The sequence below is a fragment of the Priestia sp. YIM B13552 genome (genome assembly GCF_042787775.1).
GTDB lineage: Bacteria > Bacillota > Bacilli > Bacillales > Bacillaceae_H > Priestia > Priestia megaterium_E.
Genome location: NZ_JBHZOU010000004.1, coordinates 260,412 through 277,372, shown reverse-complemented (window position 1 = coordinate 277,372; position 16,961 = coordinate 260,412). Strand labels below are relative to the sequence as shown.

Sequence of the window (16,961 nt, the reverse complement as noted above, 5' to 3'; positions counted from 1 at the left end):
CAGTTGATTGGAGGGCAAGACAAAGACTCCTGCTGGAACAGTGGAACAGGTGAGACCCCCGCAGGAGCGTAAGCGACGAGGAGGCTCAGCGGCCGCCCGCGGAAAGCGAAGCCTTGCACGGAAATCAACTGCGGTCGAGCAAGCAGTCTAGATTATATATCCAGATTGTTCGCCTTTGGATGGGATTCATTTCGTTACTTCCCAGTCTCTTTCTTTATTATTTTTAAAAAACAACGTTCACTTTCTTGACTTTCACTTTTATTTATTTTATATTAGTTGATGTATCAAACATTGATGTATCAAATATTAATCCATCAATAAATATCATAGAAAAAGGGAGCGACTTTCTTGTCACATTCATGTTCTGAAAAAGCAAATGTTCTGTATGCTCTGCAAGAAGTTAATAAACAAATTAATCAAAAGTTTGAGCATTGTACCGGTGTTAGCCAATCACGTCTTGATATTTTACATCAGCTTTATGAAACAGGTGAAATGAGTCAAAAGGCGCTTCAACAGCAAGTAAACATTGACAATGCTGCAATTACAAGACATTTAAAGCAGCTCGAAGAAAGAGATGTTGTATCACGCCGTAAAAACCCTGATGACAACCGCGTAACATTTGTAAAGCTTACGAAAAGCGGACATGAAAAAATCGGTGCATTTCGAAACGAAAAAGCTCGCTTTATTGATGAAGCATTTAAAGATTTCAGCGAAGAAGAACAGCTGCTGCTTTCCAAAATGCTCGAGCGTTTAAAAGTAAACATTTCGGCCATTGAACGGTCATAACATTTTTAACATAAAGGAGAGTTCATCATGACACAAACAAAAACACTAAACAATGATTTCCAAGATATTATTACAGGGCGCAGATCTATTCGTTATTACGATCCATCTGTCAAAATCAGCCGTGAAGAAATGAAAGAAATTTTAACAGAAGCGACGCTAGCTCCATCTTCTGTTAATGCACAGCCTTGGCGCTTTCTAGTAATTGATAGCCCTGAAGGAAAAGCAACATTAGCTCCGCTTGCTAAATTTAATCAGTCACAAGTAGAAACATCAGCAGCTGTTATTGCGATATTCGGCGATTTAAAAAGTGAAGAAAATTTAGATGAAATTTACGATAAAGCTGTTGAACTAGGCTATATGCCACAAGAAATTAGAGACATGCAAATCCCTAAAATCAAAGCGCACTACGCAGCTGCTTCTGAAGAATTAAATAAAGAAACAGTATTAATTGACGGCGGTTTAGTATCCATGCAGTTAATGCTTGCTGCACGTGCTCATGGTTATGATACAAACGCCATTGGCGGTTATGAAAAAGATCAAATTGCCGAAGCATTCGGTTTAGACAAAGAGCGCTATGCACCGGTTATGTTACTTTCAATCGGCAAAGCAGCAAATAGCGGTTACCCGTCTGTACGTTTACCAATCGAAAAAGTAGCTCAATTTAGATAATAAAAAAAGGTGCTGTGTATTCAGCACCTTTTTTTATCCTCCACTAACAGGTGGAATAAATGCGACGGTATCTCCCGTTCTAATGGCTTCTTCATCTGTTACAAACTCTTCGTTGACTGCTGTCATCGTTTGCTCCAAAGAGGAAAGCTTATACGTTTTTTGTACATATTCCTTTAATTCCTTCACTGTTATATCTTGCTTATCAACTGTTACTTGTTCCACTCCAGCCTCTTCACGTATAGCAGCAAAAAATAAGACGTTAATCATTTTTACATCTCCTTCATTGGCTTTCCTTCAGGATATTCTTTCGTTTCTAACTGATCTCCAATCCATTTTGTTCCGTCTTCCCAAAATTCCTTTTTCCAAATTGGCACAATTTGCTTAATACGTTCAATAGCATACTCGTTTGCTTCATAAGCTGTTTTGCGATGCGGAGAAGAAACGGCAATAACTACTGCGACTTCTGTTATATCAAGCTTCCCGATTCGGTGAGTAATAGCTGTCAACGCATCGGGCCACTTTTCCTGAATTTCGTCACCAATTTGGCTAAGCATTTTCACTGCCATTGGCACATAGGCTTGATATTCAAGAGAGAGCGTCTTCTTGCCTTTTGTAAATTCTCTTACCGTTCCAATAAATGTCGTAATAGCTCCAGCGTCTCTTCTAGAAACTTTTTTAATTATTTCATCTACAGCAATTGGCTGATTTACTACTTCAAATAAGTGCTGGTTCATCTTCTTTCCCCCACTTCTTTCAATAAAAAATTAAGATAAAGTTCGTCTTCTTGTAAGTGAAACATTGGATATGCTCGCTGCACTTCTTTTTTTAGTGGAACGTGACTAATCACGCATATAATATTGGTTAGAGAGGAAAGCAGAACAAGATCTTCTTCACTTCGAATCAAGACTGCTTTTGGATAGGACTCTTTTTTATATCCTTCAACAAAAATGACATCTGGCGAGAAAAATTGATAAAAATCAATCAGCTTTTTTAGGCTCCAGTCTTTACTGTTTGCCGTAAGCTGAAGGATTCCACCTCCTTCTACACCTACCACATCCGCACCTGCTTGCTGGTGGCGATGACTGTCTTTTAGCTCACTGCTGCTATCTGGAGGTCCGCCGTGCCCATGGTGCTTAATAGAACCTACACGTAGATCGAATTGTTTCGCTCTTTTAATGAGCTTTTCTACTAAAGTAGTTTTTCCGCTGTTTTGAAATCCAACTACTTGTAAAACATTGCAACTTGCTACCAAGGCCATTCACTTCCCCGCACGTCATCTAGCAATAAGACGTCAACCAGCATTCCTTCTTTGTATCCTCTCGTCCCTCCGGGAAATATAATTAACGTATCCGCATGAGCTAAAGAAGAAACAGCACTAGATTTTGTAAAGCTTAATGGAGAAGCAATCAGCTGTCCTTCCCTGTATGAAAGCCTGCCAGATACAAATCGCATAAAAGGATTTGGCTTTAAGAAGTCCTTTCCTAACAAAGCTTTTTCTTTCCGAAGATGAGGGGTGCTTTTACCCGCATATGTACTGATGACCGGACGAGCCAGAAGTTCAAAACCGACATAGCACGCTGTAGGATTTCCCGATAGGCCAAATAAAAGCTTCTCTTCCATACGAGCAACCGTTGTGACACTGCCTGGCCTCATCGCTATTTTATTAAAAAGAACTTCGGCCTGTAATTGCTTATAAACATCTGGTAGATAATCATAGTCTCCTACTGAAACGCCGCCCGTTGTAATCAGCATGTCCACTTCTGATAGTGCAGATTTTACCGCATTGTAGCACTCACTTAAATCATCGGGCATGATACCAAAATAGTTCACTTCGCCCCCAGCTTTTTCAATTTGGGCACGAAGCATATGAGCATTGCTATTACGAATTTTGCCCCGTTCAACAGGATCACTCACTTCCACTAGTTCACTTCCAGTTGCAAGTAATCCAACTACAGGCTTTTGGAAGACAGCTACGTTATCATAGCCAAATGTGGCTAAAAGAGCAGCTACTCCCGGAGTGATATACGTTCCTTTTGAAGCTAACACGGTGCCTTTTGTTGTTTCTTCTCCTTGAAAAGAAATGTTATCTCCGCCGTTAAACGAACGCTTGATTTGAACGATCGGCTGATTGTCCTTCGTATATTCTTTTGTTACTTCAAGCATCGCAACCGCATCGCAGCCTTTGGGAATAGGAGCTCCTGTCATAATACGCACAGCCTGCATCGCGCTGACTGTATGTTCAAAAACAGAACCCGCTCCTATTTCTCCTCGAACAGCCAGTTCTACTGGATGAAGTGATGATGCTTCTTTCGTATCTTGCGACCGAACGGCAAAACCATCATATGGTGAACGATCAAAAGCAGGAATATCATGATCTGCTATTAAATCTTCAGCTAAAAATCTGCCGTGAGCTTCTTCAAGCGCAATGATTTCTTGCTTTCTGTTTTTTGCATACTGCATCACTCGTCCAACGCATTCTCCGATAGGGATAGGAGTTCGCTTTTCTCTCATTCTTTTCACTCCTTTACTCATCCTAGTAAACGATAATATAAGCTTTTCGCAAATTGAATATCATTCGTTCCATGAATAAATACACGGCCATCTTGAAAAATTACAAAGCGCTGCTCTGGAAGCTGACATGACAGAAGGTATGGATTGCGGTCCACTTTCCCCTGTTTTTTTAACCGGTTTTCCAATTCATCGAAGTTGTACAAATGGCGCTGCGAAGGTCTGATTTGAACCGTCTCTCTGCCGCACAGAACTTCTGTTTTAAGCTGATTTTCATACGCTAGGTACGGATATGTTCGGGTCGATCCGCAAGAAAAACATTTATCACTTTTCATTTTGCCCGTCTTAAATTCAGCGTGCTGATTATTCCAGACGTCAAAGGTTAGAAATGTATGGCGCAAAGCTTCAACATCTTCGACTAAAATTTTTAATGCTTCGGTTATTTGATAGGCTGCTACGATTTGAACAGCTGGACTGATAATTCCTGCTGTCTCACACGTTGCTCCTCCCACAGGGATCTTTTTTAGTATACAGTGCAGGCAAGGCGTTACATTTGGGATAATCGTATAAGTGGTGCCATAGCTGCCGACACATGAGCCATATATCCAAGGCACGTCATGCTTATGTGACAAATCATTTAAAATAAAACGGATGTCGAAATTGTCTGTTGCATCAATGATCACATCAGCTGTTTGGACGATACTTTCTAAATTAGCAGGCTGAGCATCCATCACCAGCGCTTCGATCTTCACTTCTGTGTTTATTTGACCCAAACGATTTTTTGCTGCTACAGCTTTAGGTAGTTTGTTTTGGGCATCTTGTTCTGTATAAAGCTGCTGACGCTGTAGATTACTCCATTCTACATAATCACGATCTACAAGAGTCAATTTTCCAATTCCAGCACGCACGAGAGCTTCTGCGCTGGCGCTGCCTAGAGCCCCTGCACCCACAACTAAAACATGCTTACTTCTAATTTGCTGCTGCCCTTTGTTTCCAACAGGCTGGAAAAGCTGCTGACGTGAATAACGTTCTGTCACTCTTTTCTCTCCCTTTCTCGTTCAATCTCTGACTTCACTATCTATTCCTTCGTCAAAGATATTTCTTTAAAAACATGCTATTATACACATAAAGCTAAGCTGCTTTACGGACGCTTACGTGCATAAATATACAAATATATTTTGATGGAGGTATTTAATAAATGTCCATTGCCGGCATTGTATTAGCAGGAGGAAAATCTTCTCGCTATGGTAAACCAAAAATGTTTGAAACCTATAACAAGAAATCATTTTACGAATATAGTATAGATGCATTAAAAGAAAATCACGTCACACCTATACTTGTGTCTACCAACCAAGATTTACTCCCTTATTTTCAAAGGAAGGATATTGCATTTGCAGTTGAAAAATGCCCGTATCAAGGACCTTTGTATGCAATTCATCACGCTTTAACTGCCATCGATTGCTGCGCTGAATGGTTCTTTATTCTTTCTTGCGATATTCCTTTTATTAATGCTGAGTTTGTTCATCACATGATCACACTGACTCAAACGGACTCACCTGACATTGTTCTTCCTGTTCAGCCTGATCACATTCACCCGCTTCTAGCACTCTATCACCGTAGAACGCTTCCTCTTATTGAACAACTCGTTACACAAGGTGAAAGAAGGCTTACGCAATTATTGAATCAGACAAATGTCCTTCGCGTGCCTTTTTCAGCAGAAGATCCCACGTTTATAAATGTGAATCATCGCAGTGATTGGCATGTATAAAGCTTTTTTGAATTATCCACCAATATGGGACATTTCCACTTTTTCAGCGCCTTGGACTTGTCTTCCGTTAGCTCGTTCGTCTGAGTAACGATCTTTCCGATGATTCCAGATATCAGAAATAGTGTCACAAACAGTATGATCAGATGCTTCTGATCGTATCAGTTTGCGGAGGTCATATCCTTTTGACGCGAACAAACAGGTATAGAGCTTTCCTTCAGCCGATACTCTTGCGCGTGAACAAGTGGAACAGAATGAATCTGTGACAGATGAAATGATACCAATTTCCTCTTCTGTCCCGACGTACCGATACCTGGTGGCTACTTCCCCCGTATAATGAGGTGGAATTTCTTCAAGAGGCATTTCTTGTCCAACTATATCCAGAATTTGTTTCTTTGTTATAACCTCATCCATTTTCCATCCGTTTGAATTTCCAACATCCATATATTCAATAAAACGCAGCGTATGTTTTTTGTCTTTAAAATATTGGGCCATCGGAAGAATATCCTGCTCATTCTTGCCTTTTTGAACAACCATGTTTATTTTGACTGAAATCCCCGCACGAGCTGCTGCCTCTATTCCTTCTAATACTCGTTTTACGCTTCCTCGGTTTCCATTCAGCTCTTGAAATCTCACTTCATCAAGTGAGTCTAAGCTGACGGTCACTCTTGATAATCCCGCTTTTGATAAGGCTTCTGCATGCTTCTTTAACAGTGAGCCATTTGTTGTTATGGCAATATCATCTATACCCTCAATTTGCTTCAGACGATTGATTAGATCTGGCAAGCCTTTTCTTAGCAGCGGCTCTCCTCCCGTTATACGCACTTTTTTTACTCCTAGCGATGCGAATAATCTAGTGAGTCTCTCTAATTCATCAAACGAAAGAATGTTTTCGGCAGGTAAAAATGGATAGTCTGCCCCAAAAATTTCTTCAGGCATACAATATCGACAGCGAAAGTTACAGCGATCTGTTACGGACAAACGCAAGTCTCGTAAAGGACGCTTTAAAGTATCAACTATAGCGTATGACATCTGCCTCATCTCTCCTCTCTCTAGCTGTCAGCTTCTCCACAGCAGATTAACTCTCTTTTAAAATTCTTTCCGGGCATGTATAAATATTCAACGAATCATTTCGAATAAACCCTACCGTTGTAATTCCCAATTCTTCTGCTAGATTTAAAGCAAGTTCAGTCGGAGCAGATTTTGAAAGAACCACTTCACACCCGATCTTCGCTACTTTCAACAAAATTTCTGACGAAATACGGCCGCTGAAAACGACTACTTTATCTCTAATTGAAATATGGTGTTTTAAGCAATACCCGTATAGTTTATCTAGAGCATTATGCCTGCCAATGTCCATTCTGCTAAGCATAAAGCCATTTTTATCACAAAGAGCAGCGTTATGAACGCCACCCGTTTCTTGAAACGTAGCAGCAGATTGCTGCAGCTTATTCATCAATTGAAAACAATCCTTAATGGAAAGTTCTACCGATATATCATTCATTTTTTTAGCAGTCAGCGCATCATTTATAAAGACAAACCCTTGTCTGCTCGCCCCGCAGCAAGACGTGATATATCGTTTATTTTGAAGGTTTTGAAAATACGGGTTTAATTTATCTATTGTAACATGAACATACCCTTCTTTTTCTTGAACCCATATGTTTTTAATGTCTTTATATGCTCGAATAACCCCTTCAGATGCTAAATAGCCAATGACCATATCTTCAATGTATTGAGGGCTACATACCATCGTGACAAACTCTTCTTCGTTAATTTTCACAGTCACAGGAAACTCCGTTACAATTTTATCTTCCACGCTTTCCATTTCACCATTTTTAAATTTAAGAACTGTACGCTTCTTAACGGTCGAATTCATGTGATGTCTCCTTTTTCAAATAATGTTTTTATCAAAAACGAATACGGAAACCGCTATATTTTCTTTTATTTTCATATCTGAAAATAAATTAACCAGCTTTGCTCCGACCAATTCTTCTAGCCCTTCGGGCGGATTCGATGCATATACATCTTGGATCATTTTTGTTCGAGCTAGATGAACCATGTCACATCCTTCAGAAGTGCTTGCAATAAATGTTTCTGTCGGAGTTAAATTTCCATACAGTGTTGAGACAGCCATATTTTCAACAAAAACCGTATGTATTCTTTCCGGTCCTTTTCCAAATAAATCTTTTCGAAGCTTCCGAATAATATCATTAAATTCATGAATAGTTTTTGACATAATCAACGCTCTCCCACCGATTAAAATTAAATTGTGCATTTTATTCCTACAGTTTTTTTATCATAAATCAACACTTCAAAAAATAAAAGCCTAAAATTTTTGCAGCAAAACTTTTGAAGAGAGTTCGGTATTTAAAAAAGTTGTGCATTTAAAAACGTAGCGATATAATTATAAATAACCGAGATGGAATAATAATAATAATGAATTGTTATTACTCTATCACTTTTTCTTAACGATATAAATGGGCCGGATTGGCGTATTAGTAAGACCTGCTAGTAAACTATTCCACCATGATTGCACTTCCCTTATTTAATTAGGCGTGTGTATTCATGGTGGTTTTTTGTTTTATATAAAGGAGGAAAACAAATGAGTCGTGAAACCATCACTGTTCATATAAATGGCAACGAATACAAGGCAGCTTCAGGTTCTACCATACTTGAAATTATTAACCAGCAAAGCATTGAGCACCCTCAGATTTGTTATGTTCCTGAAGTGGATCCTATTCAAACTTGTGACACATGTATCGTTGAAATGAATGGCGAGTTAGTTCGTTCTTGTTCTACAAAAGCTGAAAACGGCATGAAGATTGAATTACAATCAGCACCCGCAAAAGCGGCACAGACGGAAGCAATGGATCGTTTATTAGAGAATCATTTGCTATACTGCACCGTTTGCGACAATAACAATGGAAACTGTAAATTACATAACACAGCCGAAATGATGGAGATTGAACATCAAAAATACCCCTATACGCCAAAGGCCTCAGAGAATGAAGTCGATATGTCTCATCCGTTCTACCGTTATGACCCTAATCAATGCATTGCTTGTGGACAATGCGTAGAGGTTTGTCAAAATCTTCAAGTTAATGAAACACTCTCTATCGACTGGGAAGCGAAACGCCCCCGCGTTCTCTGGGATGACGGTGTAGCAATCAATGAATCTTCTTGTGTGAGCTGCGGTCAATGTGTAACAGTATGCCCTTGTAATGCATTAATGGAAAAATCCATGCTTGGAGAAGCTGGATTTATGACTGGACTTCCAAAAGACGTTTTAAATCCAATGATTGATTTAGTTAAAGAAGTAGAACCTGGATACAGCGGAATTTTTGCTGTTTCAGAAGTAGAAGCAGCTATGCGTGAAACACGCACGAAAAAAACAAAAACGGTCTGTACATTTTGTGGAGTGGGATGTTCATTTGAAGTTTGGACAAAAGGCCGTGAAATCCTTAAAGTTCAGCCTAGCTCTGATGCTCCTGCAAATGCTATTTCAACCTGTGTGAAAGGAAAATTCGGCTGGGATTTTGTAAACTCTGAAAAACGTATTACTAAGCCTTTAATCCGAAAAAATGGCGCATTTGTAGAGTCGTCATGGGAAGAAGCCTTGGACTTAGTAGCAAGCAGGTTAAGCTCTATCAATCAGCAGTATGGACATGGATCAGTTGGTTTTATCTCTTCTTCTAAGATTACAAACGAAGAAAACTATGTTATTCAAAAGCTGGCTCGCCAAATGTTTGAAACAAATGACGTAGACAACTGCTCTCGCTACTGTCAGTCTCCTGCAACTGATGGATTATTCCGAACAGTGGGAATGGGAGGCGATGCCGGCACGATAAAAGACATCGCAAAAGCTGGACTGGTTATCATCGTTGGAGCTAACCCTGCTGAAGGTCACCCTGTATTAGCAACTCGTATCAAACGCGCGCATAAGCTTCATGACCAAAAACTAATCGTCGCGGATTTGCGCAAAAACGAAATGGCTGAACGCTCTGACATTTTTATCAGTCCAAAACAAGGTACGGACCAAGTATGGCTAATGGCTGTAACAAAATACATGATTGACCAAGGATGGCACAATGAAAAATTCATCCAAGAAAACGTCAACTATTTTGAAGACTTTAACTCTTTGCTTGAAAAGTACACGCTTGAATATGCTGAACAAATCACGGGTATTCCAGCAGCAACGCTCATTCAAATAGCTGAAATGATTCGAGACGCCGATGGAACCTGTGTGCTGTGGGGCATGGGCGTAACGCAAAATACGGGAGGCTCTGATACATCAGCGGCTATCTCAAACCTGTTGCTTGCTACTGGAAACTATCGACGCCCTGGAGCAGGCGCTTATCCGCTCCGAGGCCACAATAACGTCCAAGGAGCATGTGATATGGGAACTCTTCCAGCTTGGCTTCCAGGCTATCAGCACGTCACAGACTCAGTCGCCCGAGCGAAATTTGAAAAAGCATACGGTGTAAAAATTAAAGACAAGCCAGGGCTTGATAATATTCAAATGCTGCATTCAATTGATGAAGGAAAAATGAAGGCCATGTACCTTGTTGGAGAAGATATGGCTCTTGTTGATTCAAATGCTAACCACGTACACGAAATATTATCAAATTTAGATTTTTTTGTCGTCCAAGACATTTTCCTTTCGAGAACGGCTCAATATGCTGATGTTGTACTCCCTGCTGTTCCTTCTCTTGAAAAAGACGGAACGTTTACCAATACGGAGCGACGTGTCCAAAGATTGTATCAAGCATTACCAACGCTCGGTGATTCAAAGCCGGATTGGTGGATTGTTCAAGAGATTGCCAACCGCTTAGGTGCGAACTGGACGTATACACATCCTGGTGATATCTTTGCAGAAATGGCTAGTCTATCACCCCTATTCAGCCAAGCCAGCTACGAAAACCTTGAAGGCTGGAATAGCTTCTTATGGGGGAGCTTAGAGGGAAAAAGCACGCCGTTACTTTACGTCGATGGGTTTAATTTCCCAGATAAAAAAGCGCGCTTTGCTTTATCACATTGGGTACTTCCTGCCGAATTCCCAGAAGAATATGATCTACACATTAATAATGGAAGAATGTTAGAACATTTTCACGAAGGGAATATGACTAATAAATCGAGCGGCATCCAATCAAAAGTACCAGAAGTATTTGTAGAAATTTCACCTCAGCTTGCCAAGGAGCGTGAAATTGAAGAAGGTTCGCTTGTCAGATTAATCTCACCGTTTGGAGCAGTAAAAGTACAGGCATTAATTACAGAGCGAGTAAAAGCAAATGAACTGTATCTTCCAATGCACTCTGTTCATAAAGATTCGGCTATTAACTTCTTGACGGGACCTGCAGTCGACCAACGAACAAATACGCCGGCTTACAAACAAACAAAAGTACGGATGGAAGTATTAAGTAAAGGTGGCGAAACGCCTTTACCGCCTACAAATCCGCGTAATAAAAAACGTCATCCTCAAAATGGGGTCGAGGTTCAGCGTAAATGGAACCGTCCTGGCTACGTCCATTTAACAAGTAAATAGGAGGAGAAAAGATGGCACAACCTATTACAGAAATTAAGAAACCTCTTCTAAGCGAGGAAGAAGAAAAACAACAAAAATTAGAAGATTTAACTTCTCTGCTGGCAGATAATGAAGAAGCGTTGAACCGTATTCTCGGTATTGTTGGCGAACTTAACGATATGGGTGTTCTTGAAGCTGCTGATTCAATGATTCAAGCAAAAGAAAAAATCTCAAAAATTGCGCTTCATCAAATTTCCAGAGAGCCGGTAACCAATTTAATTAATACTCTTATGGGTGCAAGCAGCGGTTTGATGAAGGCAGATCCAGAAGTAACCGCTAAACTTGTAAATAGCGCAACGGCTGGTATGAACGAAGCGAATGAATATGTAAAAACAGGAAAAAAAGTAAGTGCATTAGCTCTTATAAAAGCGCTAAACGATCCAGATGTCAATCGTGCAATTGGATTTGGGCTTCACTTTTTAAAAGGAATGGGCAAAGCGTTGGAAGAATAAATGAAGCAGCGACTTGAAAGTTTTCCCCTTTCAAGTCGCTGTTTTCTTTTTAGGAAGTCAAATTTTAAATGAACGTGATATAGTTATACTAAATTGCTTTACTACAACTAATTGAGGTGACACGATGCAACAATACTTTAAACCCTTATTCGCACTATTATTTTTAATTATGTTTACTGCTGCTTGTTCGAACGAAACAAATACAGATCAATCCGCAGCTCAGCACAAAAACATCAGCTTAACGATATCCGCTGCGGCCAGCTTAAAAGATGCGCTCACTGATCTTCAAAAGCAATATGAAAAAAAGCATCCAAATATAGACTTGAAATTTAATTTTGGAGCTTCAGGCTCGCTGCAGCAGCAAATTACAAACGGCGCACCTGTTGATTTATTTTTTTCAGCCGCGGAAGACAAGTTTGATGCACTAGTAAAAGCAGGAGCTATCTCCAAGGAAAATGGTACTGACTTGGTTGGCAATGACCTTGTGCTTATCGTCCCAAAGAATAATACGTCTGCTATCACAAACTTTGAAGATCTATCAAAGCCGACTGTTCAAAAAATTGCACTTGGAATACCAGAATCCGTTCCTGCCGGACAGTATGCGAAGGAGACTTTTGAACACATGAACCTCTGGAAAGACATTGAGCCAAAAACCGTCTATGCGAAAGACGTACGCCAGGTGCTTTCCTATGTGGAGACAGGAAACGTTGAAGCTGGGGTGGTTTATAAAACCGATGCCTTGATTTCAAAAAAGGTGAAGATTGTCGCTACTGCAGAGAATAGCACTCACAAACCAATTGTATATCCTGTAGGCGTTATTAAGGATTCGAAACATCCACAAGAAGCAAAAGCTTTTTATCAATTTTTACAAAGTAAGACGGCTCTTGACACTTTAAAGAAATACGGTTTCACTGCAAATTGAGGCCGCTATGATTCAAGAATTTTTATCTCCTCTTCAGCTATCCCTTAAAATTGCATTAGTAGCAGGATTTGTCGTTATTATTTTAGGCACTGTTATAGGAAAACTGTTATCCAGGAAACACTTTAAGGGAAAAGTGATGATTGAAACGGCGTTAATGCTCCCGTTGGTGCTCCCTCCGTCCGTTGTTGGATTTTTATTGATTGTCATATTCGGGAAACACAGCCTGCTCGGCCGGACAATTGAATGGGTCTTTCAACAACCTGTTATTTTCACATGGTGGGCGGCTGTTATTGCATCCGTTGTCGTTGCGTTTCCGCTTATGTATCAATCTGCCAAAACAGGCTTTCAAGGCGTAGATTACGAAATTGAAGACGCAGCTCGAGTAGATGGTGCAAGCGAATGGAAAGTCTTTTTCTTTATTTCCATCCCTTTAGCTTCTAAAGCCATCGTAACAGGAGGAGTGCTAAGTCTGGCAAGAGCACTCGGAGAGTTTGGAGCCACTTTGATGTTTGCTGGTAATATTCCAGGTGAAACACAAACTGTTCCTACCGCTATCTACGTAGCGATTGACTCTGGAAACATGAATCTCGCTTGGCTATGGGTTATTTCAATCGTCTTTCTTTCCTTTCTTATGCTGCTTTTTGTTCAGCTTAAACAAAAGTAAAAGGATGTCTCTTACACAAAGAGACATCCTTTTTACATACATCATAAATTAAAAAGGAGCTAATCAAATGAAGAACATACATTTGATTAACTCCTGTTATAAGTAAGGTAAGCCACCATACAATATGTATTGGTGGAGACGGTGGGAGTCGAACCCACGTCCAGAAATATCGCCACTTAAGCGTCTACGAGTGTAGTTGGCATATTGATCATTCGCAAGCTGTTCTGCCTACCAACAGGCGTCCCAGTCGCTAGTCTGATTATTCTCTTCCTTCGTCCTCAGACGGCGAACTCCGGCGTAGCCCACTTAAAGTGAGTCCCTTACCCTACCACATGGGCGATGGAGGGAGGAACCGCTAAGCTACTATTATGCAGCTAAAGCGAAGTTATTGTTAGATTTGCCAGTTATTATTGGCGTTGATGTTTTAACGAGGCCATCTCCTCGACTCGCAACCTAAGCTCGAACTACCCCTGTCGAATCCGTAACGTCCCCATATAAAAGGGAGTCGGAATGTGTAAGAAAAAATCTTACATCAGATAGCGACTTCAGTGTGCAAAATGAAATCTAACTGATAACAATACTTATTATATCACAAAATGAGCATTTTGCAATTGTAAGATTTTGTAATGTTACATCTTTTGACGATCACGAAATGCTCGTTCGATATCGCGCTTCGCTTCTTTTCGCTTCAAGTCTTCACGCTTGTCATATTTCTTTTTACCCTTACCAAGCCCTAGTAAAACCTTTGCGTATCCATTTTTTAAATACACTTTTAAAGGAACTAATGAATAACCCGTTTCTTTTGAATAGCCAATTAGCTTGCTGATTTCACGCTTATGCAGCAATAACTTTCGTGTACGCAACGGCTCATGATTGTATCGATTTCCTTGTTCGTAAGGACTAACGTGCATATTGTGTAGAAATACTTCTCCGTTTTGCACACGAGCAAAAGAGTCCTTTAAATTTACACGCCCATTACGAATTGATTTGATTTCCGTTCCTTGTAGAACAATACCCGTCTCATATGTTTCTTCAATAAAAAAGTCGTGGCGGGCTTTTTTGTTTTGTGCAATTAATTTCCCTTCACCTTTTGGCATAAAACGTTCCTTCCCTTCAGCCGTACTTACGTATATGTATGATATTATGTATCATTTTACTGTATGGAAATCTAAACAACAACTAAAACGTTTAATGGAGCTGTTTTGAAGCAGAAGGAATACCCTTCTGCTTCACTGCTGTCGATTTCGATTATTTGCGCTTTTTCTTTTTGCGCTTAACGTTTGGGGCACCCTCGAAGAATCTCTTTTTCTTTTTCTTCTTTGGCTTTTGAGTAGACCACTCTTCATTTTTGCTTCGGCTGCCCTCGCGACCTTTTCCTTTATCATCTTTGCGTGACTTTTGTTTTGCTTTAATCACTTTAGGACGGTCTTTAGATAAGCGTTTGCGACTTTCTTTCATTCCTACAATAATAAAATCAACTGAACGCTCGTCTTTATTCACATCGGCAACTTTCACTTCAATTTCGTCTCCAATTCGGAAGACATTGCCCGTTTTCTCTCCAATCATTGCATAGTGACGCTCGTCATAACGATAATAGTCATCTGTTAAGTCACTGACATGAACTAAACCTTCAATCGTATTTTCTAGCTCCACGAACATTCCAAAGTTAGTAACAGAGCTAATAATACCATTAAATACTTCCCCAACTTTATCAGCCATAAACTCAGCTTTTTTCATATCGTCCGTTTCTCGCTCAGCGTCAACTGAACGACGTTCCATATTAGAAGAATGCTCAGCAACATCAGGCAGAAGTTCGCGCCATTTTTCTTGCGTTTGCTGATCTGTTTTTCCTTCAATTAAATACGTGCGAATGAGACGATGAACGATTAAATCCGGATAACGGCGGATTGGAGACGTAAAATGCGTATAGAACTCAGCTGATAAACCAAAGTGGCCTAAACTTTCTGCTTCATATTTCGCTTGTTTCATCGAACGAAGCATAACAGTTGAAATAACCATCTCTTCAGGCGTACCTTTTACTTCTTCTAAAATATCCTGTAGCGCACGCGGATGAATATCGTTTCCTGTTCCTTTCACCGTGTAACCAAAGTTTGTAATGAACTCTAAGAAACGAGTAAGCTTCTCTGCATCTGGATCTTCATGAATACGATAAATGAACGGTACGTTCATCCAATGAAAATGTTCTGCTACTGTTTCATTCGCCGCTAGCATAAATTCTTCGATTAGCTTTTCAGCAACCGAACGTTCACGCAAAATAACATCGTGGGGATGGCCATCATCGTCTACTAATACTTTTGCTTCTTTGAAATCAAAATCAATGGCACCGCGATCCATTCTCTTTTTACGAAGAATAGCTGCTAGCTTTTCCATACGCTCAAACATCGGAACGATTGGCTCGTAGCGTTCTAACACTTCTTCGTCTTTATCCACTAAGATTTTGTTAACGTCTGAATACGTCATTCGTTCTGTCGTTTTGATGACACTTTCAAAAATCTCATGTTTTACTACTTCACCCTGTGGATCGATTTCCATCTCACAAGAAAGCGTAAAACGGTTAACTTTTGGATTTAATGAGCAAATTCCATTAGATAAACGGTGAGGAATCATCGGAATAACTCGGTCTACTAAATAGACGCTTGTTCCGCGCTCCGCTGCTTCTACATCAATCGGAGAACCTTCTTTAACGTAGTGACTTACATCTGCAATATGGACGCCTAATTTGTAGTTTCCATTTTCAAGCTCTGTAACCGTTACGGCGTCATCCAAATCTTTTGCATCTGCTCCGTCAATGGTTACAATAACTTGATCACGAAGATCGCGGCGGTTGCCGATATCTTTTTCGTCAATCGTTTCAGGTGTATCAATTGCTTGTGTTAAAGCATCAGCAGGAAATTCTTGAGGAAGACCGTGCTTATGGATCACAGAAATGATATCGATCCCCGGATCGTTTTTATGTCCAAGAATTTGAACAACTTTTCCTTCTGCGTTCATGCGGCCTTCCGGATAGGTTGTCAGTTCTACTACTACTTTATGGCCTTCAACGGCACCGTTTCTTGCTGCTTTGGGAATAAAGATATCACCTGCAATTTTTTTGTCATCCGCAATCACAAAGCCAAAATTTTTGCTTTGCGTATACGTACCTACAATTTGCTGGGTACCTCGTTCTAAGATTTTTACAATGGTTCCTTCACGACGAGCACCTGATGATTCTGATGACACTCTTGCAAGCACAATATCTCCGTGCATAGCATTGTTTGTTTCAGTAGGGGGAATAAATACATCACCCGCATCTTTTTCTTCAGGAACTACGAACGCAAACCCTTTTGCATGTCCGCTTACTTTCCCTTTAACAAAATTCATTTGTTCCGGCAGCCCGTAGCGATCGTTTCTTGCTCGGATAATTAAACCCTTCTCTTCCATAATAACAAGTGCCTTCACAAACTCTTTGAATGACTCTGCATCCTCAGTATTAAATTCTTTTGCAAGCTCTTGGACAGTCAAAGGTTTGTAATTATCCCTTTTCATAAAATCCAATATTTCATTTATATAGGGCTGATTTTCTTCTTTCACATCATGTCCCTCCTTTTTCTTTA

The 16,961-nt window shown here is 40.1% G+C and carries 18 protein-coding genes and 1 other RNA gene; 8 read left to right on the top strand and 11 right to left on the bottom strand.

Features of this window, described 5'->3' with window-relative positions; genetic code table 11:
* Positions 1–7 precede the first annotated feature (7 nt).
* The 3 genes from ACFX40_RS18435 to ACFX40_RS18425 all read left to right on the top strand — a co-directional run bounded on the left by ACFX40_RS18435 (position 8) and on the right by ACFX40_RS18425 (position 1,455).
* Positions 8–151, top strand: coding sequence for a hypothetical protein (locus ACFX40_RS18435; protein ID WP_176524076.1), 144 nt, complete (start codon positions 8–10; stop codon positions 149–151).
* A 197-nt stretch (positions 152–348) separates the two neighbouring features.
* Positions 349–786, top strand: coding sequence for a MarR family winged helix-turn-helix transcriptional regulator (locus ACFX40_RS18430; protein ID WP_013085370.1), 438 nt, complete (start codon positions 349–351; stop codon positions 784–786).
* Between the two features lie 27 nt (positions 787–813).
* Positions 814–1,455: a nitroreductase family protein gene (locus tag ACFX40_RS18425; protein ID WP_013059680.1), complete on the top strand. Its 642-nt coding sequence runs from the start codon at positions 814–816 to the stop codon at positions 1,453–1,455.
* 33 nt (positions 1,456–1,488) lie between these two features.
* Here the strand turns inward: ACFX40_RS18425 and moaD are convergent, their stop codons facing one another.
* The 5 genes from moaD to ACFX40_RS18400 are packed head-to-tail and all read right to left on the bottom strand — an operon-like array spanning position 1,489 to position 5,000.
* Positions 1,489–1,722 (bottom strand): molybdopterin converting factor subunit 1, encoded by a 234-nt coding sequence (moaD, locus tag ACFX40_RS18420; protein WP_028409631.1) that lies wholly within the window; start codon positions 1,720–1,722, stop codon positions 1,489–1,491.
* A 2-nt stretch (positions 1,723–1,724) separates the two neighbouring features.
* Positions 1,725–2,189 (bottom strand): molybdenum cofactor biosynthesis protein MoaE, encoded by a 465-nt coding sequence (locus tag ACFX40_RS18415; protein ID WP_013059682.1) that lies wholly within the window; start codon positions 2,187–2,189, stop codon positions 1,725–1,727.
* Positions 2,186–2,713 carry a molybdopterin-guanine dinucleotide biosynthesis protein B gene (gene mobB, locus ACFX40_RS18410; protein ID WP_377255815.1) on the bottom strand — a complete coding sequence of 176 codons (528 nt, stop codon included), beginning with the start codon at positions 2,711–2,713 and terminating at the stop codon, positions 2,186–2,188. The genes ACFX40_RS18415 and mobB overlap by 4 nt, the downstream gene beginning before the upstream one ends.
* Positions 2,701–3,966 carry a molybdopterin molybdotransferase MoeA gene (locus ACFX40_RS18405; RefSeq protein ID WP_098779246.1) on the bottom strand — a complete coding sequence of 422 codons (1,266 nt, stop codon included), beginning with the start codon at positions 3,964–3,966 and terminating at the stop codon, positions 2,701–2,703. Before ACFX40_RS18405 ends, mobB begins: the two co-directional genes overlap by 13 nt.
* A gap of 17 nt (positions 3,967–3,983) precedes the next feature.
* The gene (locus ACFX40_RS18400) at positions 3,984–5,000 is read right to left on the bottom strand and encodes a molybdopterin-synthase adenylyltransferase MoeB (RefSeq protein ID WP_098249449.1); all 1,017 of its coding nucleotides are present in this window, start codon (positions 4,998–5,000) and stop codon (positions 3,984–3,986) included.
* A 161-nt stretch (positions 5,001–5,161) separates the two neighbouring features.
* Between ACFX40_RS18400 and mobA the strand changes: the two genes are divergently transcribed.
* Positions 5,162–5,731, top strand: a complete 570-nt coding sequence (mobA, locus tag ACFX40_RS18395) for a molybdenum cofactor guanylyltransferase (RefSeq protein ID WP_028409635.1) — start codon at positions 5,162–5,164, stop codon at positions 5,729–5,731.
* A 12-nt stretch (positions 5,732–5,743) separates the two neighbouring features.
* Here mobA and moaA read toward each other — a convergent pair whose 3' ends face one another.
* The 3 genes from moaA to ACFX40_RS18380 form a co-directional block, all read right to left on the bottom strand.
* On the bottom strand, positions 5,744–6,760 hold the full coding sequence (moaA, locus tag ACFX40_RS18390) for a GTP 3',8-cyclase MoaA (RefSeq protein ID WP_028409636.1): 1,017 nt from the start codon (positions 6,758–6,760) through the stop codon (positions 5,744–5,746).
* A 46-nt stretch (positions 6,761–6,806) separates the two neighbouring features.
* A complete protein-coding gene (gene fdhD, locus ACFX40_RS18385) occupies positions 6,807–7,553 on the bottom strand; it encodes a formate dehydrogenase accessory sulfurtransferase FdhD (protein WP_371400140.1) in 747 nt (248 codons plus the stop codon).
* Positions 7,554–7,619: 66 nt separating this feature from the next.
* On the bottom strand, positions 7,620–7,964 hold the full coding sequence (locus ACFX40_RS18380; RefSeq protein ID WP_013059689.1) for a Na-translocating system protein MpsC family protein: 345 nt from the start codon (positions 7,962–7,964) through the stop codon (positions 7,620–7,622).
* 366 nt (positions 7,965–8,330) lie between these two features.
* Here ACFX40_RS18380 and fdhF point away from each other — a divergent pair, with 366 nt between their 5' ends.
* The 4 genes from fdhF (at position 8,331) to modB (ending at position 13,347) form a co-directional block, all read left to right on the top strand.
* A complete protein-coding gene (gene fdhF, locus ACFX40_RS18375) occupies positions 8,331–11,270 on the top strand; it encodes a formate dehydrogenase subunit alpha (RefSeq protein WP_098332569.1) in 2,940 nt (979 codons plus the stop codon).
* An 11-nt stretch (positions 11,271–11,281) separates the two neighbouring features.
* A complete protein-coding gene (locus ACFX40_RS18370; protein WP_013085382.1) occupies positions 11,282–11,761 on the top strand; it encodes a helical membrane plugin domain-containing protein in 480 nt (159 codons plus the stop codon).
* 124 nt (positions 11,762–11,885) lie between these two features.
* Positions 11,886–12,683, top strand: a complete 798-nt coding sequence (gene modA, locus ACFX40_RS18365) for a molybdate ABC transporter substrate-binding protein (protein ID WP_028409639.1) — start codon at positions 11,886–11,888, stop codon at positions 12,681–12,683.
* A gap of 7 nt (positions 12,684–12,690) precedes the next feature.
* Entirely contained in the window at positions 12,691–13,347 is a 657-nt protein-coding gene (gene modB, locus ACFX40_RS18360; protein WP_028409640.1) for a molybdate ABC transporter permease subunit, read from the top strand.
* A 130-nt stretch (positions 13,348–13,477) separates the two neighbouring features.
* Here the strand turns inward: modB and ssrA are convergent.
* The 3 genes from ssrA to rnr form a co-directional block, all read right to left on the bottom strand.
* Positions 13,478–13,839, bottom strand: a transfer-messenger RNA (tmRNA) gene (gene ssrA / locus ACFX40_RS18355).
* 137 nt (positions 13,840–13,976) lie between these two features.
* Positions 13,977–14,444, bottom strand: coding sequence for an SsrA-binding protein SmpB (gene smpB / locus ACFX40_RS18350; RefSeq protein ID WP_013059694.1), 468 nt, complete (start codon positions 14,442–14,444; stop codon positions 13,977–13,979).
* Between the two features lie 151 nt (positions 14,445–14,595).
* Entirely contained in the window at positions 14,596–16,938 is a 2,343-nt protein-coding gene (gene rnr / locus ACFX40_RS18345) for a ribonuclease R (RefSeq protein WP_013059695.1), read from the bottom strand.
* Between the last annotated feature and the right edge of the window lie 23 nt (positions 16,939–16,961).